Origin of the sequence: Wolbachia endosymbiont (group A) of Sympetrum striolatum (assembly GCF_947250715.1) — a bacterium.
In the GTDB taxonomy this organism is placed as follows: Bacteria; Pseudomonadota; Alphaproteobacteria; order Rickettsiales; family Anaplasmataceae; genus Wolbachia.
Window position 1 is genome coordinate 1,484,731 of the sequence record NZ_OX366342.1, and the last position, 24,755, is coordinate 1,509,485.

Genomic DNA, 24,755 nt, shown 5'->3' on the forward strand with positions numbered 1-24,755 from the left:
TACTTGAAAGTATAATGTAAGTAATTAGCCAACCAAGGGGCTTCTTTTGCCTTTTTTTCCATTTGGTAAATTTCTTAATATTTGTAGCTAGAGACTCTCATCTTTAGCGAGCTTCAAGGTAATTGGTTGCTATTTGCGAAAATATTTGCATAATTTAAGCAACATTAATTGATAAAAATTAACTATGGAGCTTAATAAGATTGCAGCATCGATTTTACTTTCTGGGCTAATCATTATGATAGTCAGCAACGTAGTTGATATGCTGTATAGTCCAGAGGAATATAAGATTGAACACCAAACGATAGTAGCTGCTGGTAACAATGAGTTCCAGCAAAAAATCGAGCAAGTGGCGCTCGATATTGGAGCACTCATGCAGAATGCTAGCTTTGAAAAAGGCAAGTCAGCAGCGAAGAAATGTATAGCCTGCCATAGTTTTGAGAAAGGTGGAATGAATAAAGTAGGACCAAACTTATGGAACGTAGTTGGAAACAAAAAGGCTCATCTTGGTAACTCATTCAATTACTCAAAAGCAGTGCTTGAAAGAGGTGGAAAATGGGGGTATGAGGAGCTATTTGCTTTCTTAAAGAACCCAAAAGCCTATATAAAAGGTACGCGTATGGCATTTGCAGGTATTTCCAATCCACAAGAAATTGCAGATCTAGTTAGTTATTTGCGTCAATTGAGTGATAACCCGGTTGCTTTGCCAAAGTAGTATGGATTATTGTAATGATGGAAATAATGGTCACATAGCATATCGAAAGCTACAAGGAAAGAAAGCTTCTGTAGTTTTTTTCGGTGGATTTGCATCTAATATGGATGGAACTAAAGCAACTGCTATTTACAAATTTTGCCAAGAAAACGATATAGCACTTGTGCTATTTGATTATTTTGGTCACGGTCATTCAAGTGGTGATTTTATTGATTACACGATAAGTGATTGGCAAGAAAATTGTGCTAAAGTGATAAGTGAATTAACTAGCGATAAACAAATAATTATAGGTTCAAGTATGGGAGGATGGCTGATGCTGCTCATTGCCCTTCAATTTTCAGAAAAAATTGCAGCATTAATCGGCATATCGTCTGCTCCTGATTTTACTGAAGATTTGATATTCAAGCAATTGTCAGGCAAGCAAAAAGAAGAACTAGGTTCTAAAGGTGTAATAGATTTTACTTCAGAGCATTGTACATACAAAATAACTAAAAATTTGATCGAAGATGGCAGAAAGAACCTTCTTTTAAACAGAGAAGCAATAGATATAAACTGTCCTGTGCGCTTATTGCATAGCATTAATGATAAAGATGTTCCTTATCAAACTTCATTGAATTTAGCTGAAAAAATTAAGTCAACCGATGTTGAAGTATACTTGATGAAATCAGCAGAGCACAACATGTCTGACAATCACTCACTGAAAGTTTTATTTAAGACCATTAGAGAATTTTTGCCAGCAAAAACATATAGGTAACCGTTCACAGATTTCCACTTAATTCTTCAATCGGGAGTGTTAAATAAACTGTGTCAAACCGAAAAAAAAGTAATAAATTGATATAAAAAAATGGAGGTTTGACAATGAGTCAGAAAGTAGTAAACAGAACTACCGGTTTGGTAGATTATAAAGAATTAGAAACAAATATCCTGTCGTCTATACGAGAAGGAAGACCGTTGACAGGAAGAGATGGAGCATTAACACCGTTTATAAAAAAGTTGCTGGAGGTAAGCCTGGAAGGTGAAATAGAAAACCACTTGTCGGCTGAAAGCGAAGAGAATAATCGAAGAAATGGGAGGAATGCAAAGACTTTACGTACAAGCGCAGGGTCATTTGAGCTTTTGACGCCAATAAGATAGGGAAGGAAGTTTCGAACCACAAATAGTCAAAAAAAGGCAAACAAACTTACATCCAGAGCTTGAAACGAAGATTTTGAGCACATTTGCCAGTGGTATGGGCTATAGAGATATAGTGTCACATGTTGAGGAAATTTATGATCACAAAATATCGGTGGCAGAGATATCAAGTATTACTGACAAATTGCTACCAGTAATCAACGAATGGCGTAGTCGCCCGCTGCAGTCTGTATATCCGATAGTTTTCATGGTTTTTTAAAGTCAAAGAGGACGGGCATTGCGTAAGTAAATGCATGTATAACATATTAGGCATAGATCAAAATGGCAAAAAAGAAGTATTAGGTTTTTATTTGGCTGAAAGTGAAGGAGCTAACTTCTGGTTGGGAGTGCTAAATGACCTCAAAGAAAGAGGAGATACCGTCTTGTTAGTCAACAAAAAAATTATAAAATTTCCCAAGTTGCATCATAAAATCAAAAAATACTTCCAATTGTGTAACAGTACACAGATTATAGTTAGTGGATATGTTGATAAGTAAATTAGTTTTATACGCACAAAACAGATGAAGTTTACTTATCAACATATCCACTAACCAACAACATTCAATAAATTTGTGTAAGATACCACTTTACATAAGATAGATAGGAAGCATTTTTGATTTTAAAGTACTAAACCTTCAGTCAACCTCCTAGCCCTGTAGTTTTTGATATGGTTAGGATCAAAAGCACTTTTGGATGTCAGAATACCGAAAATGATATGGAGTAGCTTACGCATTGCAGCACCAACGATGGCCATATTATGCTTACCCTTTTCCTTTAATCTTTGGCAAAAGCTCATAATGATAGGATTGTGATTCTTAGCTACTATGGCAGGAAAGAAAAGTGCCTTACGTAATGTTTGTGAACCGGATTTACTTAATCTGGGTTTGGCATATACAGAGGAACCTGACGTCATATTTCGTGGTATAACTCCTGTATATGCTGCCAATTGCCTGGCATCTCTAAAAACCTCTATATCAGAAACTTCAGCTAAAATAGCTATTGCTGATTCTTCTCCTATGCCTGGAATAGTCAATAGAAGTTGAAAATTTTCCAACAATTCTTTGTGTTGATTTAATAGTTCACGTACGGAGTTTTTTATTGTTTCTATTTTTTGAGCTATATTCATTGCAAGGTCTTCCCAAGCATTTGCAACTTCTTTAGGCAGTCTCTCTTTTTTTTCTAAGTGGTTATTTACTAATGTTAACTCATCTTTTAACGCAACTGAGCAACGATAAAGATGTTTTAATTTTTTCATTTCAGGAGAAGGTGGTGTCCAACTAGAAGGTTCCTGTCTTTGGCAATAATCAGCAATAACTTCTGCATCGGTCTGATCATTCTTTTGTCGTATCAGCTTACTCCTTGCATAAGATTTTATGCAATAAGGATTTACAACACTTACAAAATGTCCAGCATTGTGTAGAAATTCAGCCAGTGCTTCGCTATAACAACCATTAGATTCCATGCAGGTTTTTACTTTTTCTACATTATGTTTGTGTAGAAAATTCAGTAGACTTTGAAACCATCGTTCTTAAAGCTTCTTTTTCTAGTTTCACGCTTTCCTTTTTTGCTTATAAATGAGAGAAAAACATCAAAGCGATCTTTTGATATATCTATGCCCAAAAAGTTGTTGATCATATATAACCCCATACGTTACCATTAAAAATGAAAAGTAAGGCTAGTCTTGTGAATACAGAATTAGAACCATTCAGGTCTTTCTACGATACCGTCCAGCCTATACTTTTGAGAAGGGAATTCTTATCTCCTCTACAGATTTTATATCTAAGAAGAAGCACAGAGTTCCTCCCTTCTCCACCTAATGCTTAAGCTTAAAACATTAGATGCTTTTGACAAGATACAAGTAGAAGGCTACTTGGATGACGCCCTCCTAGTGGACTCAAATCACAATGTTCGTACAGTTATGCGTCAAGCCTAAAAACAGTTAGCTAATAGGTTTAATAAAAATTCACATATACAGGAAAGATTGGTAACATTATTTGAACAGAAATCGTTATTGTAATTATGCCAAAACGCACAGATATAGAATCTATATTAGTAATAGGAGCAGGCCCAATAGTTATAGGTCAGGCATGCGAGTTTGATTATTCCGGAACGCAAAGCTGTAAAGTATTAAAAAGTGAAGGTTATAAAGTCATTTTGGTTAACTCCAACCCCGCAACTATAATGACAGATCCTGAGTTTTCTGATGCAACTTATATTGAGCCGGTACTGCCTGAAATCATAGAGAAAATTATAATTAAGGAGATGCCAAATGCAATATTGCCAACAATGGGCGGGCAAACAGCACTCAATTGCGCAATAAAACTTGCAGATGATGGAGTGTTAGACAAATACAATGTAGAATTAATAGGGGTAAATAGAGAAGCAATAAAAAAAGCAGAGGATAGAGAGTTATTCCGTCAGTCCATGGATAAAATAGGGCTAAAATACCCCAAAAGTATCATTATAAAAAATCAAGAACAAATAAGAAAGGCTTTGGATTACATTGGATTACCAGCAATCATCCGCTCGTCATTCACCCTTGGTGGTGCAGGTAGCGGCATAGCATACAATAAAGAGGAGTTTTTCAATATTGCAGAAAGTGCTCTCAAAATTTCGCCAATAAATGAAGTTCAGATAGATGAATCAATTATCGGCTGGAAAGAATATGAAATGGAAGTTATCCGTGATTGTAAAGATAACTGCATAATAGTCTGTTCGATAGAAAATATTGATCCAATGGGAGTGCACACCGGAGATAGTATCACGGTTGCTCCTGCTTTGACTCTGCGTGACGTAGAATACCAACAGATGAGAAATGCATCTATAGCAGTGCTAAGAGAAATTGATGTTAGTGCCGGTGGTGCAAATGTTCAGTTTGCAGTGAATCCTAAAGAAGATGGAAGCCTCGTTGTGATTGAAATGAATCCAAGGGTTTCTCGCTCTTCTGCACTTGCTTCAAAAGCAACAGGTTATCCTATTGCAAAAGTTGTAACTAAACTTGCTATCGGCTATTCACTCGATGAGATACGTAATGATTGCGCTCCAGTTATACCTGCTGCATTTGAACCAGTGATTGATTACATCGTCACTAAAATTCCTCGTTTTGAATTTGAGAAGTTTAAGGGGACGAATTGTGAACTATCAACTTCCATGAAATCAGTGGGGGAAGTGATGTCGATCGGCCGCACTTTTAATGAGTCGCTGCAGAAAGCTTTTCGCTCGCTTGAAACTGGGCTTACGGGACTTAATGAAGTATTTCCTGAAAATACTGATATTGATCACATCAGATCTCAATTAGCAAAATTGCTGCCAAACAGATTACTGATTGCTGCTGACGCAATGCGTCATGGAATAAGCATAGAAGAAATAAATTCGATTACAGGATATGACTTATGGTTTTTGCAGAATATACAGCAAATTATATTAGCTGAACAAAAAATCAAGGAAAACGGCCTTCCTGAGACTGCATATGAAATGTTAGAGCTGAAAAAAATGGGGTTTTCAGATGCAAGATTGGCAAAATTAAGCAATAAGAAAGTAGAGCAAATTGAAGAAATAAGAAAAAAATTTGGCATTAAACAAGTTTATAAGCGTGTAGACACCTGTGCAGCTGAATTTGAATCGAGCACTGCTTATATGTATGGCTGTTATGAGGGTAACACAATGATGTCATTCCAGCGCGTGACGCTGGAATCCAGAGATAAGGAAGAATGGATCCCAGTGTCAGCTACTCGGATGACAGAGGGAATGGAGTGCGAAGCAGATGTTTCTGACCGAGAAAAGGTTGTCATTTTAGGAAGTGGTCCAAATCGCATTGGTCAAGGTATTGAGTTTGATTATGCATGCGTACATGCAGCTTCTGCCGCCAAAGAAATGGGGTATGAAACAATAATGATCAACTGTAATCCAGAAACCGTTTCAACTGATTATGATACCGCTGATCGTTTATATTTCGCCCCACTGATTGCAGAGGATGTGCTTGAAATACTAAGTAAAGAGCAAGAAAATGGCACACTGGTTGGTGTAATAGTTCAAATAGGTGGTCAAACACCTTTAAAGTTAGCCAAAGTGCTTAACGAGAGAGGTTTCAAAATTCTGGGAACTTCGTTTGATTCTATTGACCTTGCAGAAGATCGCATGAGGTTTAAAAACCTTGCTTTGCAACTTAATTTAAAACAACCTGAAAGTTCTATCTGCCATTCAGTAAAAGAAGCGTTAACCAACGCAGAAAAGGTGGGGTTTCCACTAGTAGTCAGGCCATCATATGTCCTCGGCGGTCAGTCTATGTCGATTAGACACGATACTCAGAGCTTTAAAGAGTATGTCTTGAATCAAACCAAAATTTTTGAACACGGATCGCTGCTTCTTGATAAATTTTTAGTCAATGCAGTTGAGGTTGACGTTGATGCTGTGTGTGATGGGAAAAAAGTTTTCATTGCAGCGGTCATGGAGCATATTGAAGAAGCTGGTATCCACTCTGGCGATTCAACATGCTCAATACCGACAAATACATTGAGTGACGAAGTAATAAAAGAGATCGAGCTCCAAACTGAAAGAATAGCTCTTGCACTAGAAGTGAAAGGTCTGATAAACATTCAGTTTGCTGTTCAAGAGAGTTATGTATACATACTTGAAGTAAATTTACGAGCTAGTCGAACCGTTCCTTTTATTTCCAAGGTAATCAATATTCCTATTGCAAAGCTTGCCACTCAGGTTATTTTGGGTAAAAAATTGAATCAGGAAAACAAGCCTTTCAATCATTTTGCAGTTAAAGCTGCTGTTTTTCCATTCACGCGCTTTTCGGGAATTGACACTCTACTTGGTCCTGAAATGAAATCAACAGGAGAAGTAATGGGAATTGACTCATCGTTTGAAGCTGCACTTGCAAAAACGCACATGGCTGCAGGATACAAGTTACCAATAGAAGGAACAGCTCTGGTTTCAGTAAAAGATGATGATAAAGAGTATATATTGCCTGTTGCACGAATGTTGAAAGAACTGAGTTTTGAAATATATGCAACCAAAGGCACAGCTTTATATCTGAATAATAACGGCATTGCTGCAAAAGCTGTAAATAAAGTGAGAGAAGGCAGACCCCACATAGTTGATATGCTCAAAGATGGAAAAATAAATCTAGTAATCAATACTTCAAAAGGTGTGAAATCAGTCTCAGTTAGCAAAGATATCAGGAGAACTGCTATTTTGCAAAATATAGCTTATAGCACCACAGCTTCTGGGAGTAAAGCGTTAGTGCTTGCAATTCAATATGTAAAGAATAGCAAATTGGAAGTGAAATCATTACAGCAGATACAAAACGTTTAAATGCCAAACGAAAATAATTCATTACTCTATCTCAAAATTGTGGTAGAGTAATGTAAGTCAAATTTTTTTACTGACTTGCCTATGTATTATGGTATTTGTTAAAGAATTATTGAATAACGGTTATGCAACATGAATAAGGTAAAAAGGAAACGAACTCAATTTTATCAGCCTTATCCATTACGTAAGACGAGGAAAACAGAAGCAAAAAATACCCAAGAATTATATGATCCAACACTAACTGATATTAGGTTAGGCGAAAGTGATAATCAACAAAGTTTGGAAGTAATATAAAAGATCCGATGGAGTTCTCTCGCAGTGATTTGTCAAACAAAACAGATGAACACGAAAGTGATAATCGACTACAGAACTTTAGTGATTATGATTCATATGATAGTTCTGCTGATGGTAATCAGACGCCTTGTACTGAACCAAGTGATTGGGACTCAAATTCGAGCTGTAGTTCAGATTATTCTTATTTTCCGGAAGGTGGCTCACTTTTAATGGATCTAGAAATACCATTAACTGAAAATGAAGAGAAGCTGATTGATGAATTTTGTAAGGAGATGAAAAAGGTGGAAGAAGAAAATAACAAAGGAAGTGCTTTAAGGCTTGTTCGAGACATAACAAATAAATATTTAGGGAAAGGGATAAGACTAAATTCATGTTATGGTGATCGTTATAGAACTGTAACAAATTTGATATTTGAAGAAATAATAGATGTTATCAATAATGAAGGCCTATGCCCTAGCAGTAAAGCGCATGCATTTAGAGGTCAGGATGTTTCCTGTAACAATGAAGATCAAGATGATGACAACACGAATGAAGCACTGGAAGATGGTAATTTAGACATCATAAGAAACACCATTAGGGATTTATTGTTAAAAGGTGGGAAAGTAGAAAGAGGTCTTTTCGATGGTGGTGAGCTAGGACATGTAACTTCTGATTCTGATTATGTAAATGATCTCTTTGCACAATGTAAGGAAATTGAAAACGATCTAAAAAATGCAGCATATGAAAGTATTGTAAACAAAAATGAGCAAGCTCAAAAGGACAAATTAGAATTAAAAGTAGAGATAGATAATGAGTGCTTTTGTATAAAATATCCACAAGATAGTACTGTTGAAGTTGCAAAAATCCTAAGCAATGAAAAGAATAAAGGTTTAAACTTAAGAGTTGGTATACTGCAAATTGGGAAAAGTATAGTAAGAGTTGAAAGCTACAACGGAAAAAGAAATTATCTGGATGTTTGTAAGCAAGGTGTAACATTATCTTTTGATAGTGAAGCAGGAAAAATCAGTATTCATCTAAATCCTAAGGAAAATAGTAATGAAATAGAAGTAAAGATTGATAAGGAGAGCGAAGCAAGGCTTAACGAGTTAGAAGATAAGGGGAAAAGTTTAGGAGAAAACTGTCTTTTAGGAGGAAAAAGCGTTCTGGAAGCTATACGAGATGGAAATTTTGAAAGAAATAGAAGTATTATACCAACTAGCGTAATTGAACAGCCAAATGCTGCAACGAATACTCCACAATCTTACCTAGAGAACATTAGTCTGAGCGGACACAATTACAGAACTAAACGTATTGATTCAAGGCATGGCTAATGTGCAAATATTGAAGCAAAAGTGATCAGTGCTTGACACTGCTCTCCTTTGTCATCCCAGTGCCCAGACACTGGGATCCAGGAATTTTATTAAGTTGGTGAGCATAAAAATAGCTGTTTTACGTTAAAATACAATGTTTTGATGATTATGGAAAGGCTGGATTCCAGTGTCAAGCACTGGAATGACACCATTTGTTGTAAACTTACTTTTTTCTTGATTTTTTGGTTTATCTCGCCTACCTATTTTGCCACTTTGCTGAACGGATACAACTAAACAATAGGTCTATCTACTTCATTCTAATGTGATTTCAGTTTTTTTTACATGCAAACTCTCTAATCCCACCTTATAGTTAGGATAAATTAGAGAGACATTAAGATCTTTTTTAATTTTAACATTACTTACTTTTTTTGACCCTAAATAAAAACTCTGTGCATAATCTGGTAAGGAAGAAACCTCAATTGGCTCTGGAGGACTAACATTGAGGAGTTTGGCTGCATACATTATCACTTCAGATTGTGTAGTGGGTAAATCATCTGCACAATTGTATACTTCACCAGGTTTTATGTTTTGCATGGAAGAAAATAGAATGTTCGATATATCTTCAACGTGAATACGAGAAAAAAAATGCCCTTCTTTTTTCACATTTTTTGCTTTGCCAAGCTGCAAGTCAATTAACACGTTCCTACCAGGACCGTATATTCCAGCTAAACGAAAAATATGTACAGGCAGTTTGCTATTCAGCCACTTCTTTTCAGATCTAAGGCGCTTTTCTCCTCTGATTTCTATAGGTTTTGTTTCAGATTCCTCATTCACCCAATTACCAGAGTAATCACCATAAACGCTAGTTGCAGACAAATAACCAAACCATTTAACATTTTGCAGGCAATCACCATATCTCTCCATAACATCATCACCATCTGGAGGAATAGAAATTAAAACGTGCGTTGCGCTTTTAAGCAGATCTTGACTAACTTTCTCATAATTAAAGAGGATTACATTTTGTATATTTTTACTTCTTGATGTGCCACTGACTTTCCAACCTAAGTTCAGCAGTTTTTTCGATAAAAATTTAGCCACATATCCATAACCAAAGCAAAACAAGTGCATGAAAATTAATTTTTAAAATTCTTCTTGATAAATTCTACTCCTAATTTTATCCCCTCTTCATTAATAATATGCCCTAATGCATGAATTGGGTGCCCTTCAACATTTATTCCATTTTCTTTCAAAGCTTTAACCGCTAAGTCGAGGGACGAAAAAGGTACCACGTCGTCAGCATCACCATGGATAACACATATGTTAGGTTTTGACTTGATCTCTGGTGCAGTTTTTGAAGGTGAAAGAAACCTACCAGAGTATGCAACAACTGATGCACAGGATTGAGAGCGGGTGAGAGCTGTATGTATTGCAAGCATTGCTCCTTGAGAAAATCCAACCAAAGAAAGTTGCGTATCTTTTAAATTAAGCTCCTTTAATTTTGTATCAATGAAATGATTTACAATTGATGTAGCATTTTTTACTCCATTATATAGCGCTTCCTCACTACGATCTTCCAAGCTGAACCACTGATAACCATCACCTATTTCTCTTTCAAACGGAGCATTGGGTGCTACAAAATATGACTCGGGTAAAAACTTGCTCATAACTTTAGCAAGGTGAATGAAATTATCGCCACTTGAGCCCCAACCATGTAAAAAAATAATCAAATTTTTCTTATTTCCGCCTGCACAAATTTCTTGGCCTTTAAGTTCAATCATTTCTTTTCCTTTTGCATTTATATTTTTATTTAACACTAATTTTCAAATTTGTAAAAACATACTGTGATTGCTGTTGAATGATGGAGAGACATACTCCATTATTTTATACCTATAGCTAACTGAAAAAAGGTTACCTCAGAAGGGATAAAAAGGTATAAAATGGCTTTGGATAAGGTAGAATGATGCCAAAGTGAGGATCTGAGGGAACGTGTTTTGAAAGTAGTAGACGAGAAAAAAATGACTATGGAGGAAGATGTTCAAAATTGATAGAAAAACAATATATTGGTGGAGGAAAAGAAGAGAAGAAACAGGAAGCATAAAACCATCTTCAGGCTATCAAAAGGGGCATATTCATAAAATTAAAGACTTAGATAGCTTTATCGAATTTCTAGATGAAAATCAGAGTTGAAAAGATAATTGAAAAATTTGGCAATATGTGCAAAGACAAAGTATATAACTACCTTAAAAAAGTGAACTATATGTATAAAAAAAACTTTTCTCTACCAGGAAAGGGATGAAGGAAAACGAAAGGAAGTCATACAAAAGGTAGCAGAAATAAATGAAGAAAATTTAGTATTCATAGATGAATCAGGTATAGAAGACAACGAATTTTATGAATATGGATGGTCTCGAAGAGGAAAAGGGCTATTTGCGGAGAAACCAGGATACAAAGGAAGAAATAATTGGAGCCCTAAGTGAAGAGGCACCATGAGGGATATTGCAACAGTGAGCTTTTTGAAGCGTATGTTGAAAATAGGCTTATGCCAATATTAAAACCTGGCTAGGTTTGACAATGCGAGTTTTCATAAGTCTGACAAGACGAAAGAATTAATAGAAAGGGAGTGTTAAATAAACTGTGTCAAACCGAAAAAAAAGTAATAAATTGATATAAAAAAATGGAGGTTTGACAATGAGTCAGAAAGTAGTAAACAGAACTACCGGTTTGGTAGATTATAAAGAATTAGAAACAAATATCCTGTCGTCTATACGAGAAGGAAGACCGTTGACAGGAAGAGATGGAGCATTAACACCGTTTATAAAAAAGTTGCTGGAGGTAAGCCTGGAAGGTGAAATAGAAAACCACTTGTCGGCTGAAAGCGAAGAGAATAATCGAAGAAATGGGAGGAATGCAAAGACTTTACGTACAAGCGCAGGGTCATTTGAGCTTTTGACGCCAATAAGATAGGGAAGGAAGTTTCGAACCACAAATAGTCAAAAAAAGGCAAACAAACTTACATCCAGAGCTTGAAACGAAGATTTTGAGCACATTTGCCAGTGGTATGGGCTATAGAGATATAGTGTCACATGTTGAGGAAATTTATGATCACAAAATATCGGTGGCAGAGATATCAAGTATTACTGACAAATTGCTACCAGTAATCAACGAATGGCGTAGTCGCCCGCTGCAGTCTGTATATCCGATAGTTTTCATGGTTTTTTAAAGTCAAAGAGGACGGGCATTGCGTAAGTAAATGCATGTATAACATATTAGGCATAGATCAAAATGGCAAAAAAGAAGTATTAGGTTTTTATTTGGCTGAAAGTGAAGGAGCTAACTTCTGGTTGGGAGTGCTAAATGACCTCAAAGAAAGAGGAGATACCGTCTTGTTAGTCAACAAAAAAATTATAAAATTTCCCAAGTTGCATCATAAAATCAAAAAATACTTCCAATTGTGTAACAGTACACAGATTATAGTTAGTGGATATGTTGATAAGTAAATTAGTTTTATACGCACAAAACAGATGAAGTTTACTTATCAACATATCCACTAACCAACAACATTCAATAAATTTGTGTAAGATACCACTTTACATAAGATAGATAGGAAGCATTTTTGATTTTAAAGTACTAAACCTTCAGTCAACCTCCTAGCCCTGTAGTTTTTGATATGGTTAGGATCAAAAGCACTTTTGGATGTCAGAATACCGAAAATGATATGGAGTAGCTTACGCATTGCAGCACCAACGATGGCCATATTATGCTTACCCTTTTCCTTTAATCTTTGGCAAAAGCTCATAATGATAGGATTGTGATTCTTAGCTACTATGGCAGGAAAGAAAAGTGCCTTACGTAATGTTTGTGAACCGGATTTACTTAATCTGGGTTTGGCATATACAGAGGAACCTGACGTCATATTTCGTGGTATAACTCCTGTATATGCTGCCAATTGCCTGGCATCTCTAAAAACCTCTATATCAGAAACTTCAGCTAAAATAGCTATTGCTGATTCTTCTCCTATGCCTGGAATAGTCAATAGAAGTTGAAAATTTTCCAACAATTCTTTGTGTTGATTTAATAGTTCACGTACGGAGTTTTTTATTGTTTCTATTTTTTGAGCTATATTCATTGCAAGGTCTTCCCAAGCATTTGCAACTTCTTTAGGCAGTCTCTCTTTTTTTTCTAAGTGGTTATTTACTAATGTTAACTCATCTTTTAACGCAACTGAGCAACGATAAAGATGTTTTAATTTTTTCATTTCAGGAGAAGGTGGTGTCCAACTAGAAGGTTCCTGTCTTTGGCAATAATCAGCAATAACTTCTGCATCGGTCTGATCATTCTTTTGTCGTATCAGCTTACTCCTTGCATAAGATTTTATGCAATAAGGATTTACAACACTTACAAAATGTCCAGCATTGTGTAGAAATTCAGCCAGTGCTTCGCTATAACAACCATTAGATTCCATGCAGGTTTTTACTTTTTCTACATTATGTTTGTGTAGAAAATTCAGTAGACTTTGAAACCATCGTTCTTAAAGCTTCTTTTTCTAGTTTCACGCTTTCCTTTTTTGCTTATAAATGAGAGAAAAACATCAAAGCGATCTTTTGATATATCTATGCCCAAAAAGTTGTTGATCATATATAACCCCATACGTTACCATTAAAAATGAAAAGTAAGGCTAGTCTTGTGAATACAGAATTAGAACCATTCAGGTCTTTCTACGATACCGTCCAGCCTATACTTTTGAGAAGGGATTCTTGACTTTACCACAGATTTTATATCTAAGATTATTGACAAAATTTTCCCTTCTCCATCTAATGTTTAAGCTTAAAACACTAGATGCTTTTTTCAAGATACAAGAAGGGGCTACTCGGATGATACTATTATAGAGTGAACCAGTGTCAGCTACTCGGATGACATCATAGGGGCGCTGGAATGACACCATCACAGAGTGAACCAGCGTCATACACACATCCCTTTGGTGACAATGTTTGTTGATGCAAGATTATACCTTGAAAAAATTAAGTTTTAGTGCTATTAAATAGTTGTAAATTTTGTCCCTTTGGTAGCTTTATGAATTTTGAAAGTAAGAAAATACATGATACTAAAATAAAATTACCAATATTTCTTGATTATCAATCTACTACTAAAGTGGATCCCCGTGTTTTGGAGGTAATGATACCTTATTTTGGTGAGTTCAGTAATGCACACTCTCGCAGCCATTCATTTGGTTGGACTGCTGAAGAAGCAGTGGAAAAAGCAAGGAAACACATCGCTGATCTGGTGAACGCAGATAGCAAAGAAATTATCTTTACCTCAGGTGCAACTGAGTCAAATAATACAGCAATCAAGGGCATTGCTCACTTTTACAAAAATAAAGGAAATCATATAATAACTGTCTGCACGGAGCATAAGTGTGTTCTGGATTCTTGTCGGCATCTGGAAAATGAAGGCTTTAAAGTTACATATTTGCCTGTTAAGCAAAACGGAATTATAGATTTATCAAAGCTTGAGGAAGCAATTACTGATAAAACAATCCTGGTTTCAGTGATGATGGTAAATAATGAAATCGGAGTAATTCAGCCTGTAAAGGAGATTGGTAAAATATGCAGAAAGCATAATATATTTTTCCATACAGATGCAGCTCAAAGCTTTGGAAAAGTTCCAATTGATGTTAATGAGATGTGCATTGATCTTATGAGTCTCTCTAGCCACAAAATTTATGGACCTATGGGAATAGGCGCATTATATGTCCGTAGAAAGAATCCTCGTGTTAGGCTGATACCATTGATTAGTGGTGGTGGACAAGAAAGAGGTATGCGTTCTGGAACAGTTCCAACACCTCTTGCAGTTGGTTTTGGTGAAGCGGCACGTATCGCTAAAGAAGAAATGGAAACAGAAGCAAGCAAATTGGAAGGACTGAGAGATATTTTGTACAATAAGATAAAAGAAGCATTTCCTGATATCGTTTTAAATGGTGATTATGAAAATAGAATTCCTGGCAACCTAAACTTGAGCTTTCCCTATGTTGAGGGTGAGTCTCTCATCATGGCAATCAAGGATTTAGCAGTAAGTTCTGGTTCTGCGTGCACGTCTGCGTCTCTTGAGCCTTCCTATGTCATACGGTCGCTAAATAATGGCCACGACCTTGAGCATTCATCAATTAGATTTGGCCTAGGCCGATTTACAACTAAAGAAGAAGTTTTGTACGCAGCAGATCTTGTTGCTAAAAATATTGGCCGACTGAGAGAAATGAGCCCACTTTGGGAGATGGTACAAGAAGGAGTAGATTTGAACACCGTGAAATGGGACTTTCATTAAGTATATCCATTCAGCCAGTCCAACTGCAAATGCACTTTGAAATTACTTTGTAACCATTCACACTTAATTCTGCAATTCTTTGATCTCACTCATAGCTGTACGAACATTCGTTTTTGAAGGTAAATTGCACAGCAAATGGTGTCATCCCAGTGCCCAGACACTGGGATCCAGAAATTTTGCTTATAACTGAGCTGATGAGCTAAAGGTAGTTGTCTTACGCTAAAACAAACGTTTTTAATTAAGTTGCATAGAAGCTGGATCCCAGTGTCTGTACGACTAGTACAACATTGCATGATTCTATTATGGCTATTTTGATCAAAATTTGCAAGACTTTTTATTCGAAATACTATATACAAGTGGTTATGGTTGATTTCAATTTGATGAATTAACATTCTAATAATATTTTGCTTAGTCTGCCAATCTACTTGATCAAGCTTTGATTCAACACTTGAGGAAAAGTTTTTCAAGCTATCTGTAACAAGGCTCAATTCTTGTTGTAATTTCTCTTGATCAAGTACTTTTTCTTTTTCCTCCTCAATTTCTTTCAAATGCTGTTTCATTGTTGTAATTCTTGGCTCAAATTCTTCTTGGCTTATAAACCCTTTGGCATAGCTATCGATAAATTTTTTGATACTTAATCTTAGCTTACTTTCTTGCTTTTCACGTGTTTGATTATGTAAAGGTTTTTTGTTCTCTGACAATCTACGTTGATATTCATTTGCAATCCTATCTGGCTCTTTTAATATACTCTTAACTTCTTCCCATATAACTGTATCGAGTACATCAGTACGTATTGATTTGTTGTCACATACTCTGTTGCCATTAGACCTGGAGCCAGAACAACGGTAGTAAGAATAACGTTGATTTCTACTATATGCACCACAATAAGTATATTGGCAGCGCTGACATACTGTTAAACTACGCAACAAAAACGTTTCTTTTCTTTCCCGTACTCTTGCTCTTTGTCTATTTTCAGTTAGCTGTACTTGCACTGAATCAAATAAATTATCACTGATTATTTTTGGCACTGAAACATAAATCCAGTTCTCTTTATCATTACTAAAATGACCATTTTTGAGTCTACCACAAGTTCCTTTTTTTGACTTTCTTACTTGTGGTTTCGAGCATGCCTTAGTTTTACCATAAGCTGCTCGTCCTATATAAGCAGGATTTTTTAACATTTTCCAGATAGTACTTCTTTTCCAACGTTCTTTTCCTGTTTGTGTTATTACCGGTATCTCGCTAAGTCTACGTATAACTTCATTGATGCTTACTCTTTCTTGGCCAATCCAATTAAATATTTTGCACACTACATCCGCTTCTTCTTGATTAATTTCAAACTGAGCACTTCCTTCACCTACATGTTTTGCTATGTAGCGATAACCGTAAGGCGCCCTACCCATCACACTTATACACCCAGCTTTGGCCGCATGAAGTTTACCTCTACGGTTTCGTTCCATAATCTTTGCACGTTCATACTCTGCTATTGCTCCCTGAATCTGTAGAAATAAATGGGAATCAGGATTATCATCAAACTTATGATTCAAAAATACTATTTCAGATCCAGCCTTTTTAAACTCTTCGAGTAAGATCATTTGATATGAAAATTTACGTGATAGCCGATCAGGTGAATGAATGTATATCTTATCAATCTTACCTTCTGCTACTCTATCACGTAAACTCTCTAAGCCAGGACGTTCTAAATTTGATCCACTATAACCATTATCGACAAACTTATGCTCATCTAATAACTCATGTCCATCACTACTAATGCGACGCTCCAACTCTACAATCTGACTCTCTATTGTATTCTCCTGTGCCTGTTGTCTTGATGAAACTCTTGCATACAAGCTTACCGTTACCATTTTCTTCTACCTCCTTTATTTTATATTTCAACAATTGTTCATAAGCATTTGCCAAATATGTACCAGCCAATCTGTGAGGCTCATAACGACAATTAATAGTTAATTCCCCTTTTTGCATGTTTTTCTTCCTGTGAGTTTTTTTATAAGGTTAGGAGACTTCTATTAAACTAAACCAATGCACACCTTATTTAAGAAAGCTATCTAGTTCACACAAATTCTCCTTAATTAAATATACAAGATTTGAAAAAATTATGTCCAAAAAATCTTTGCTTGAATTATCATATTATGTATAATATAGCTTATTTAATCTGTTATGAATGTTCATCCAAGTTACGAATTTTGGGAGAGTGATTTAGAAGTTCCCGTTAATCTTTTACTAGATCGCTTTCAAGATTCAAAGATACGTCAGTCTTGGTTAGATTCCCTTTCTGGTAAACAACTGAGCATCATTTTTCAGCATTGCTTTAAAAGTCATTTAAATGGGCAGCTTTTTCAAGATGGAGGTTATGATGATAGATCCACTCAACAAAAACGTAAGATACTTACCAGTTACTCTGACTCTCTTTTTAACTATTATCTCATTAGCCACTTTGATCGTACAAAACTTGAGGCTACAGTTAGTGAAGTAGCAAGATTTGCCCTTACTCAAGAGTTAATGAGATCGTACCTGATAAAAAATAATACTAAGTATGATAAAAGATCCTTGTTATTTTTACTATTTCACATAAATTGTGAACTTCTAAAATCTGTCTATCACTTTGATAAAGTACAAAAGAGAGGTTTCGTATCATTTGCTCTACAGAAATCACCAAGACAAATAAACACTTCATTCAAGGAATTTATGTCACAAGAAGCTGTAGAGCAGATACTGAAGTTTGAAAACCAATTGCAGGGTTTTTTCCATCATCAAGATCGGATATATATGTTTGTACGTCGAGGAAGTGACATGGATTTACTGCTTAATTCAAACAAAGTTGTTCATGGCCATAAACCTGAGTGGATGATTTTAGATTTTTCGATTGATGGTACAAAGGTTAATCTCTGTGCTAAAAATACCAATAAAGCTGTGGAAATAGCAAATAGTATTGTAAGTGGGTATTTTGACTGCGAATGTACTTTTGTAAATATACAAGATAAGAACTTTCCACTACAAGTGCACAAATTCCTTCAAGCATGTATAGAGGGTTCTGATCCTAATATTTGTATATTTGAGTTAAATTTTAAGTCAGATTATTTTAAAAATAGTAATACATATCTTACTTTGAGTGTAAAGCCGTATGATCCTATTGCACTAGAGTTACATATTTTAAAGCCATCTATTGGCAACATACTACAATCTATTCAATCAGCTAAAGTAATGTTCCAAAACAAAAAGGTAACATTTTCTTTCAAATCAAGTGGGGAAATTTATTATTCAGAGCATCCGCTCAATAAAAAAGAAAGAGAGGAGCTAAAGAAACATATGGAACAATCTTATGGTCTTAAAATCCTTTCACGAGCAAATTGCTGATCTTTTAAGTTCAAATAGTTCTTGGGTTAATCCAAGTCAAAATCACATTCAAGCAGCAAGATACTTATTTGATCTTGGATTGATAAAAATGCAAGAAAGGTACTATATTGTTTGCTCTCGTGAAGAAGATCATCTTGATTGGCCAAATGTAATTGATTCAAGTTGTAGCAATGAGATTTTTATCGATTCAGACTTTGATGAAGCATGTGATGACGCTATTTGTGAAAACTGTTCTCGTCATATTCTGCCTAATACTTATCAAAAACAGAGATTTCATCTCTTATCCATATACTTAAATACAGAAAAGGTCATAGACTGGTTTGAAACAAAGTTGAATGATTCAAAACTTATGTGGGAAAAAGTAGAAAAAGGAGTTTATTATATTTGTAATCAAGGTCGTATTGTAAATCTAATAATCCTTGATTTTTGTACTGATGCGATATTTTTAACTATAGATAAACTTAGAGTTCACCCTACAGTTCTCATCACTCTAAAAAAAGATATACCAAATCTATTACTGAATCTATATGTAGTGCCAATGGTGAAACTGTTTTGTCAGCTTAAGACTGTAACTGAGATATTCCGAGAGGCAGCTAAAAGAGGAGTAGCAAAGGTAGTAGAAAATACTTCTTTGCAAGTTTTACCAGCTTCATATATTTCGCTTAAACGTGTTGAACCAATTATACCAACAAAGCTTTTGGAGTTACAGGTAGTTAAAGGTATGGTATATGTTAATAGTATTGAAGTTATAAATAAAAAAGCTGCATCATGTCTTAATATTTTTCGAATATTATTTAGGCAATTTTTACATGACTGTGAGAAAGAATTACCACCTGAAAAACATACACTTCTCAATATTAATCAGTTAGAAAAACTCTTGGGACTTAGTTTAGAAGCAGATTTAGAACAACAAATCAGAAAGCCATTAAATAAGATGCAAAGAACAATCAAAGCTACACTTGCTGAGAAATTAGGATTAAGTATTGAACGTGATGATGTAATACAAACCCTTGGCTGGCAGAGATCATCACATGGTTATCGCATTAATCCTTTTACTTTGACTATAAAAAAATAGAATTTTTTGTTATCAAAAATAGTTTTTTTACTCTGGCTTTAAAGAAATAATTTCAGCTCCATGAATAAATTTTCCCACCCCACGTGCAAATGGTCCTGTTTTTACATCAAGCCATTTATCTTCTTTTGAACCATTAGCCATTCCTTTAACTATTTGCTTTGCTTGTAAAAGCTCTTGCACTATACGCTCTAGTCTATCCCTTCCCATACTATGAAAAACTTCAGGCAATTTATGTCGTTGTTTATGTATTCCTGCACTTCCTGTATGAGTAAATGGATGTCCTGAAATAGCAGCTCGCGCAATTGAATCAATAAGATATATTTTAAGATCTTTATCGCTAATATTTTGAGCTTTTAATTGTTCAGTAATGTCTTCCAATAGCCCTGTTTCTTCATTTCTCAGATAAGTACGTACAGTACGATCAGCCAGGCCATTTGCCTTAACAACAGCTCCATAAAATAAGGCATTTTGTCTTGGGATTTTTCCAATTGATCTAAAAATCATTGGTTTAGTCATATCTTCAACAGGCCAAAAAGCAAAAGAACACCTGACTCCATTTACGAGAGCAGAAGTACCTCGAATAGCATCTCGTGCTTGCTCTACTGTTGATATAGGCTTTTCTCCCTTCAGCTTTCTCATATGATGTGCAGTAATTATTGAAGCTCCAGTGCTACATGCTAAATCAGATAATAAACACATGAGATAATCCCCTACTGCTGGGTCAGCATTTAAATCTGCATGAATGAAAGAAGCAAGGGGATCAAATATAATGAGCTTTAAATCCTTTATTCTGCTCAGCTGCTTCATTACCAACTCAAATTCTGGAGATATTTCTACAACTTTACCGCGAACATTCTTAAGTATGGTAAATGATCCTCCTATATTTGGCAATGGTACAATAAATAGCCTATCTTTATATTTTAATCTCTCGCATTTTGGATCAAGTCGTTCTAAGCGACGATGTATTTCATTTGTATCATCCTCTGCGGAAAATACCACCACAGACCCATGTTCAGTAACAGGTGGGCCAAATCCACACACCTGGTCTATGCTACTTGCAACCTTGAGGGCTAGGTCAAGAAGAAGCATACCTTTGCCTGTATCTCCCATTGCAGCCAAAATGGAGGTTACACCCAAAGGAAATAATCCTTCAACCAAGAATCTTTGCTTTGGTACTGGACCTACAAAACGCTCTACACTCCAGATGAAAATATCAAGTGGTGGTTTAATAATTATTTTTCTTGAGTTTTTTTCAATAAATTCCGAAACATTTATTCCCTCTAACAGACAATCAGCAGCATCCCAACTCCTTGGTTTATTCGGTGGAATCTTAAGCGTAGCAAGTGATGCAACACCAAGTTCTAAAAGCTTCTTTTCAGCGTTTTTGGCATATTTATTACCTGCTTCATCATTGTCCGGCCAAATGATAATATGTTTACCTTTTAGCGGAGTCCAATCTGTTCTATCAATAGGCGCATTTGCTCCAAACATCGCAGTTGTAGCTGTAATTCCTTTCTCTATAAGTGCTTCTGCGCATTTTTCTCCTTCTACAAGAACAACTTTATCGGACCTTAAAATACCCGGAACGTTGTAGAGTGGCCTTATCTCTGGCTCTTTGAATCTTTGTTTTTTAACATCAAATGGTTTAAACTGTTTTTTCTCTAAAGGAGGATCATAACGATAGACTATTACAATCAATTGGTTATTTTCATCGTAGTAATTCCAACTACAAGTCAGATATTGTTCTAGATTTCTGATATTGTTTTGTTTCTTAAGACCAAGCCATTCACTTATTGAAGCCATTACTTCAGGAAATTCTATTTTGGCATTCTTCCCATGTACCGTTGCCCAAAGGTCAATAATGTCACCGCCTTCTCCTGTTGCAAAATCTTTCCATAATCCAGCTCTTTCGCCTGTTAATTCTATTACAGTACTTTTGCCTTTGTTACCCTGTACATCACCTACATAAAACTTATCACCACGAAATGTCCCTCTTGGTAGTAGATGAAAAAGACAAGATCTGATATTTTGCAAAAGCTGAGTCTTTAGCTCTACCATAGTATCCGTTTTTTGCGGACAAGTTAAGCCGTAGCTATAATTTTAGAATTCTGCCAACGCCCATTTACCCTGCTAATGAATTTTGCTGGTATTGATTTACCGTTTCTTAGTTCATATACTACTTGCAAGACATTTGCACGTTTACTTGGTTGAAACATTACAATACCAGATGTATAAAAGCTTCTTAAAGCATTAGCACCAATTAAAGCTTGAAAAGGGCTTTTTGCGAGTGTAGCTGTCGATACTTTTCTGGTGTGACGTGTAATAATGATTCCAGCCATAGGATTAATTATAGAACGTAGTTTTTCTACTCTGCTTTGCAGGCCAGAAAATATATTTTCATAGTCAAGGGAATCCAAAACGATAAGGTCTATCATTTTGATATCAAACTTTTCTTTTATAATATCTTTTATTTTCTCTATACCTTCATCATTTAAAGTTAATCTCATCTTTGTAGTAACAATCAAGTTTTCTTCTGCTAGATTTGGCAGCCTTTGATTAGTTATGATTTGTTGTATGCGTTCCCTGATATAATTGTACTCCATCTCATTTTGCAGATAGACTATTTTTAGCGGTCTTGCTGACTTCATCTTAAGAAACGACACTCCTGCTGCAAGATGTGCAAGCAAAGAGAGAAGAAAATAACTTTTGCCAACCTTTGGCGTACCACCAATGACTAAAAGACCACCTGGAGTGAGAATTCGTGGAGCTATTATATCTTCTGGTATTGGTGATTGATCACTTAAGTACTGCTTTACAGAAAATATTTTTTCTTCTCTTTTCCCCCCTTTTTTTTCTCCACTCTTTGATTTTTTATTGAGCCACTTTCTAGCAGAATATATATCACCCTTAATTAAAATCCAAAGATCAATAATATCACCACCAGTTCCTTCAGTAAAATTACGCCAATCACCAGCTTCCTTACCTACTATTTTAACTGTAATTGTATTTCCATTTAAGTCTCCAATATAAGTTTTTTCTCGGTAAAACTCACCATTTGGAAGTAGGTAAGAAACACACTCCTTGATATTATCAATCAATAACATCTTTAACTCTTTTTGCTTTTTAGACATAAAATTCCCATACATATTTTTCATACGTGTAAAGTTGAGATTAGCTAGCTCACAAACAGTTTCAAAAGATTTTGAATTCAGCCAATTAATTGCTTCTTCTCTTAGCTTTGGGTTTTTTCCTACTGCGTCCTGAATACCTCTAGTAACGACAGCAGACCAAAGCTTTTCCTCGTCGTACTTCAAAATGGTACTCTGTCAATTTCATAATTTTTGCGGTATTCTGGAGTAACTACTGAGGCAATTTTGTTCTTCTCTCCATATTCATCAGTTATAACACCTACCTTTACTGTAAACTTCAACCCATTTAATTCTGCAATTGAATTTAGCTTACGAGCAAGGATTGCACTTTCTGAGTTATCATGTGGATGAATGTCACGTGCTGATTCCAAGATACTGCGAAGCATAGAGCGACCCATTTCTCCCCAAGTATCTTCTGCTTTATTACTTTTAATACCAATTATTTGGTAAATCTTGTGCTTTTCATATAGACCTTCAATAACGGTAAATTCTGTATTTAAATAAATGCTACCGGTAGTAGGGCTTTTAGTAAACCAATGCTCATAACCTCCAGGCTTGATTGTCATTTTTACCTTTACTATTGTACCTTTAGGTATTAGTCTACTTTGCGGTTTTACAGTGTTAAAATCAGTTAATAGGTTTTGTAACATATATCACTCTCCATGTTTAAATTTTAAAACTTGCTTTTAATCTTTGTAAGCAGCTTACCTAAGTGTGGTTCTTCAACCATACTCAGACGTCCACTACGATCCTTAGCTGGGTATCTCCAGGGATTTAAAGTGTGGCAAACAAAAGAGCGCTTCTCCGTTCCATCATCTTTCTTGATTCCAACCATACTGATTACTTCGTCAACTATCCCAGGAATTTCACTAGCAGTTTTAGTCCCTTCACATTGAGGTAGCCAGTTTGGACGGTTAAAATCATCTAAGTACTGACTTAAAGTGCCAACTATGATGATGTCTTTGTCTCTGATATGCTGAAATTGGTTGAGCCAGGCCATCATTTCTTGCGCAAGTAATCCATAGGCAGCTCTCATGTCCTGTTTTCCCGATCTCTCAGAAAAAGCTTCAGGTTGCATTTTTGCCCATAAAAGACATAAACGTGAAGCAACGGTTATGCTATCTACAAAAATGCATCGGTATTTAGAAAACTCAGAGAAAAGATCTTTATACTTACTAGATACATGTTCATAGTGTCTTTGGCTATATGCTTGATCAGATTTCAGCGCAGGATTAGGCCCCCCTATAAGACAAGCAATATCTCTAGCTTCATTCCAAGTGCGAAGACTAATTGAATCTCCTTGCCAATCTTGAACAGCAAGAAGCCCTGCTTCAAAATCAAGGCAAAGTGTTGGTTCATCTACGGTCTTTAGGAGACTTGTTTTACCAATACCATAAGGACCAAAGATGACCATTTTTACAGTTGATATTGTTTGCAATCTTTCATTATTATTCAAAATTTTAAGAACCATTATTTATCCATGCTACGATGTATATATATACAAGAAAGGCAAAAATTTTGTTCAATTTTTCTTTTTGCCTTCGTAGTAAATAGGAAAAAGTTTGGCACGTATCTTCTTGATAATATTGTTTAAAGTGGTTCTTGAAACGTTGTTCATTTTGGCAACTTCATGTAAGTTGAAAAATTTAAGTTGCTCACATATATTTTGCCATTCCTTTGGTAAAACCGAGATCATATAGTCTACATCAATGCGTTTTGTTATTTCACCCTCAAGTAGCTCTGTTACATCAATACTAATGTAATTGTTGATATCACGTTTTGCACATCGCTGTTTCTTTAGCAAGTTAATAGCTTTGTTTTCAGTTAATCTTGCTACAAAGGTGTTAAAGCTACTTTTATCTTCATCATACTGATCAAGGCATGGCCAAATTTCACAGAAGAGTTCTTGCTCAAGATCTTCGTGAGCTTCATTAATAAAGCACTTAGCAAGTTTCAGTCTATAAGCTTGATATTTTACATTTTTAATAACTATATGGTAGTTTTGTAATTTCATAACTTTCCTTAAAAACAAATTGATGCTTTTAAGGATGAGAGTT

General features: G+C 35.5%; 18 protein-coding genes and 4 pseudogenes. 11 read left to right on the forward strand and 11 right to left on the reverse strand.

Annotated elements, in window-relative coordinates; translation table 11 throughout:
• Positions 1-184 precede the first annotated feature (184 nt).
• From OOK87_RS07215 to OOK87_RS07225, 3 genes and pseudogenes are all read left to right on the forward strand, one after another.
• The gene (locus OOK87_RS07215) at positions 185-712 is read left to right on the forward strand and encodes a c-type cytochrome (protein WP_253309627.1); all 528 of its coding nucleotides are present in this window, start codon (positions 185-187) and stop codon (positions 710-712) included.
• 1 nt (position 713) lies between these two features.
• Entirely contained in the window at positions 714-1,463 is a 750-nt protein-coding gene (locus OOK87_RS07220; protein WP_253309626.1) for an alpha/beta hydrolase, read from the forward strand.
• A 104-nt stretch (positions 1,464-1,567) separates the two neighbouring features.
• Positions 1,568-2,271 (forward strand): annotated as a pseudogene (locus tag OOK87_RS07225) (IS256 family transposase); the annotation flags it as partial.
• A 227-nt stretch (positions 2,272-2,498) separates the two neighbouring features.
• On the opposite strand, the pseudogene OOK87_RS07230 reads toward OOK87_RS07225, so the two are convergent.
• Positions 2,499-3,514 (reverse strand): annotated as a pseudogene (locus tag OOK87_RS07230) (IS110 family RNA-guided transposase).
• Positions 3,515-3,898: 384 nt separating this feature from the next.
• Here OOK87_RS07230 and carB point away from each other — a divergent pair.
• The 3 genes from carB to OOK87_RS07245 all read left to right on the forward strand — a co-directional run bounded on the left by carB (position 3,899) and on the right by OOK87_RS07245 (position 8,802).
• Entirely contained in the window at positions 3,899-7,201 is a 3,303-nt protein-coding gene (gene carB / locus OOK87_RS07235; RefSeq protein ID WP_264688450.1) for a carbamoyl-phosphate synthase large subunit, read from the forward strand.
• A 129-nt stretch (positions 7,202-7,330) separates the two neighbouring features.
• The gene (locus OOK87_RS07240; RefSeq protein WP_264688451.1) at positions 7,331-7,492 is read left to right on the forward strand and encodes a hypothetical protein; all 162 of its coding nucleotides are present in this window, start codon (positions 7,331-7,333) and stop codon (positions 7,490-7,492) included.
• Positions 7,493-7,521: 29 nt separating this feature from the next.
• Positions 7,522-8,802, forward strand: a complete 1,281-nt coding sequence (locus OOK87_RS07245; RefSeq protein WP_253309624.1) for a hypothetical protein — start codon at positions 7,522-7,524, stop codon at positions 8,800-8,802.
• A 291-nt stretch (positions 8,803-9,093) separates the two neighbouring features.
• On the opposite strand, the gene OOK87_RS07250 is transcribed toward OOK87_RS07245, so the two are convergent.
• Positions 9,094-9,909 (reverse strand): SDR family oxidoreductase, encoded by an 816-nt coding sequence (locus tag OOK87_RS07250; protein ID WP_253309623.1) that lies wholly within the window; start codon positions 9,907-9,909, stop codon positions 9,094-9,096.
• Between the two features lie 5 nt (positions 9,910-9,914).
• Entirely contained in the window at positions 9,915-10,559 is a 645-nt protein-coding gene (locus OOK87_RS07255) for an alpha/beta hydrolase (RefSeq protein WP_309166945.1), read from the reverse strand.
• Between the two features lie 253 nt (positions 10,560-10,812).
• On the opposite strand from OOK87_RS07255, the gene OOK87_RS07260 reads away from it, so the two are divergent.
• Together OOK87_RS07260 and OOK87_RS07265 are read left to right on the forward strand one after the other, a co-directional pair.
• Positions 10,813-10,968 (forward strand): hypothetical protein, encoded by a 156-nt coding sequence (locus tag OOK87_RS07260; protein WP_264688452.1) that lies wholly within the window; start codon positions 10,813-10,815, stop codon positions 10,966-10,968.
• A 501-nt stretch (positions 10,969-11,469) separates the two neighbouring features.
• Positions 11,470-12,173: pseudogene (locus tag OOK87_RS07265) on the forward strand (IS256 family transposase); the annotation flags it as partial.
• Between the two features lie 227 nt (positions 12,174-12,400).
• Here OOK87_RS07265 and OOK87_RS07270 read toward each other — a convergent pair.
• Positions 12,401-13,416: pseudogene (locus tag OOK87_RS07270) on the reverse strand (IS110 family RNA-guided transposase).
• Between the two features lie 435 nt (positions 13,417-13,851).
• On the opposite strand from OOK87_RS07270, the gene OOK87_RS07275 reads away from it, so the two are divergent.
• On the forward strand, positions 13,852-15,099 hold the full coding sequence (locus tag OOK87_RS07275; RefSeq protein WP_264688453.1) for an IscS subfamily cysteine desulfurase: 1,248 nt from the start codon (positions 13,852-13,854) through the stop codon (positions 15,097-15,099).
• Between the two features lie 89 nt (positions 15,100-15,188).
• Here OOK87_RS07275 and OOK87_RS07280 read toward each other — a convergent pair whose 3' ends face one another.
• Positions 15,189-16,964: a recombinase family protein gene (locus OOK87_RS07280; RefSeq protein ID WP_264688454.1), complete on the reverse strand. Its 1,776-nt coding sequence runs from the start codon at positions 16,962-16,964 to the stop codon at positions 15,189-15,191.
• Positions 16,867-17,082 carry a hypothetical protein gene (locus tag OOK87_RS07285; protein WP_264688355.1) on the reverse strand — a complete coding sequence of 72 codons (216 nt, stop codon included), beginning with the start codon at positions 17,080-17,082 and terminating at the stop codon, positions 16,867-16,869. Before OOK87_RS07285 ends, OOK87_RS07280 begins: the two co-directional genes overlap by 98 nt.
• Positions 17,083-17,277: 195 nt before the next feature.
• Between OOK87_RS07285 and OOK87_RS07290 the strand changes: the two genes are divergently transcribed.
• The gene (locus OOK87_RS07290; protein ID WP_264688455.1) at positions 17,278-18,474 is read left to right on the forward strand and encodes a hypothetical protein; all 1,197 of its coding nucleotides are present in this window, start codon (positions 17,278-17,280) and stop codon (positions 18,472-18,474) included.
• A complete protein-coding gene (locus OOK87_RS07295) occupies positions 18,440-19,549 on the forward strand; it encodes a hypothetical protein (RefSeq protein WP_264688456.1) in 1,110 nt (369 codons plus the stop codon). The genes OOK87_RS07290 and OOK87_RS07295 overlap by 35 nt, the downstream gene beginning before the upstream one ends.
• Positions 19,550-19,576: 27 nt before the next feature.
• Here OOK87_RS07295 and OOK87_RS07300 read toward each other — a convergent pair whose 3' ends face one another.
• From OOK87_RS07300 to OOK87_RS07320, 5 genes are read right to left on the reverse strand one after another with little or no spacing between them, the layout of a single operon-like run.
• Positions 19,577-21,607 (reverse strand): AAA family ATPase, encoded by a 2,031-nt coding sequence (locus OOK87_RS07300; protein WP_264688457.1) that lies wholly within the window; start codon positions 21,605-21,607, stop codon positions 19,577-19,579.
• Positions 21,608-21,630: 23 nt separating this feature from the next.
• Positions 21,631-22,863: an AAA family ATPase gene (locus OOK87_RS07305; RefSeq protein WP_264688229.1), complete on the reverse strand. Its 1,233-nt coding sequence runs from the start codon at positions 22,861-22,863 to the stop codon at positions 21,631-21,633.
• A complete protein-coding gene (locus tag OOK87_RS07310; RefSeq protein WP_264688230.1) occupies positions 22,860-23,348 on the reverse strand; it encodes a hypothetical protein in 489 nt (162 codons plus the stop codon). Before OOK87_RS07310 ends, OOK87_RS07305 begins: the two co-directional genes overlap by 4 nt.
• A gap of 23 nt (positions 23,349-23,371) precedes the next feature.
• On the reverse strand, positions 23,372-24,169 hold the full coding sequence (locus OOK87_RS07315) for an ATP-binding protein (protein ID WP_264688231.1): 798 nt from the start codon (positions 24,167-24,169) through the stop codon (positions 23,372-23,374).
• A gap of 51 nt (positions 24,170-24,220) precedes the next feature.
• Positions 24,221-24,712 (reverse strand): sigma-70 family RNA polymerase sigma factor, encoded by a 492-nt coding sequence (locus OOK87_RS07320; RefSeq protein ID WP_264688232.1) that lies wholly within the window; start codon positions 24,710-24,712, stop codon positions 24,221-24,223.
• Positions 24,713-24,755: the final 43 nt, after the last annotated feature.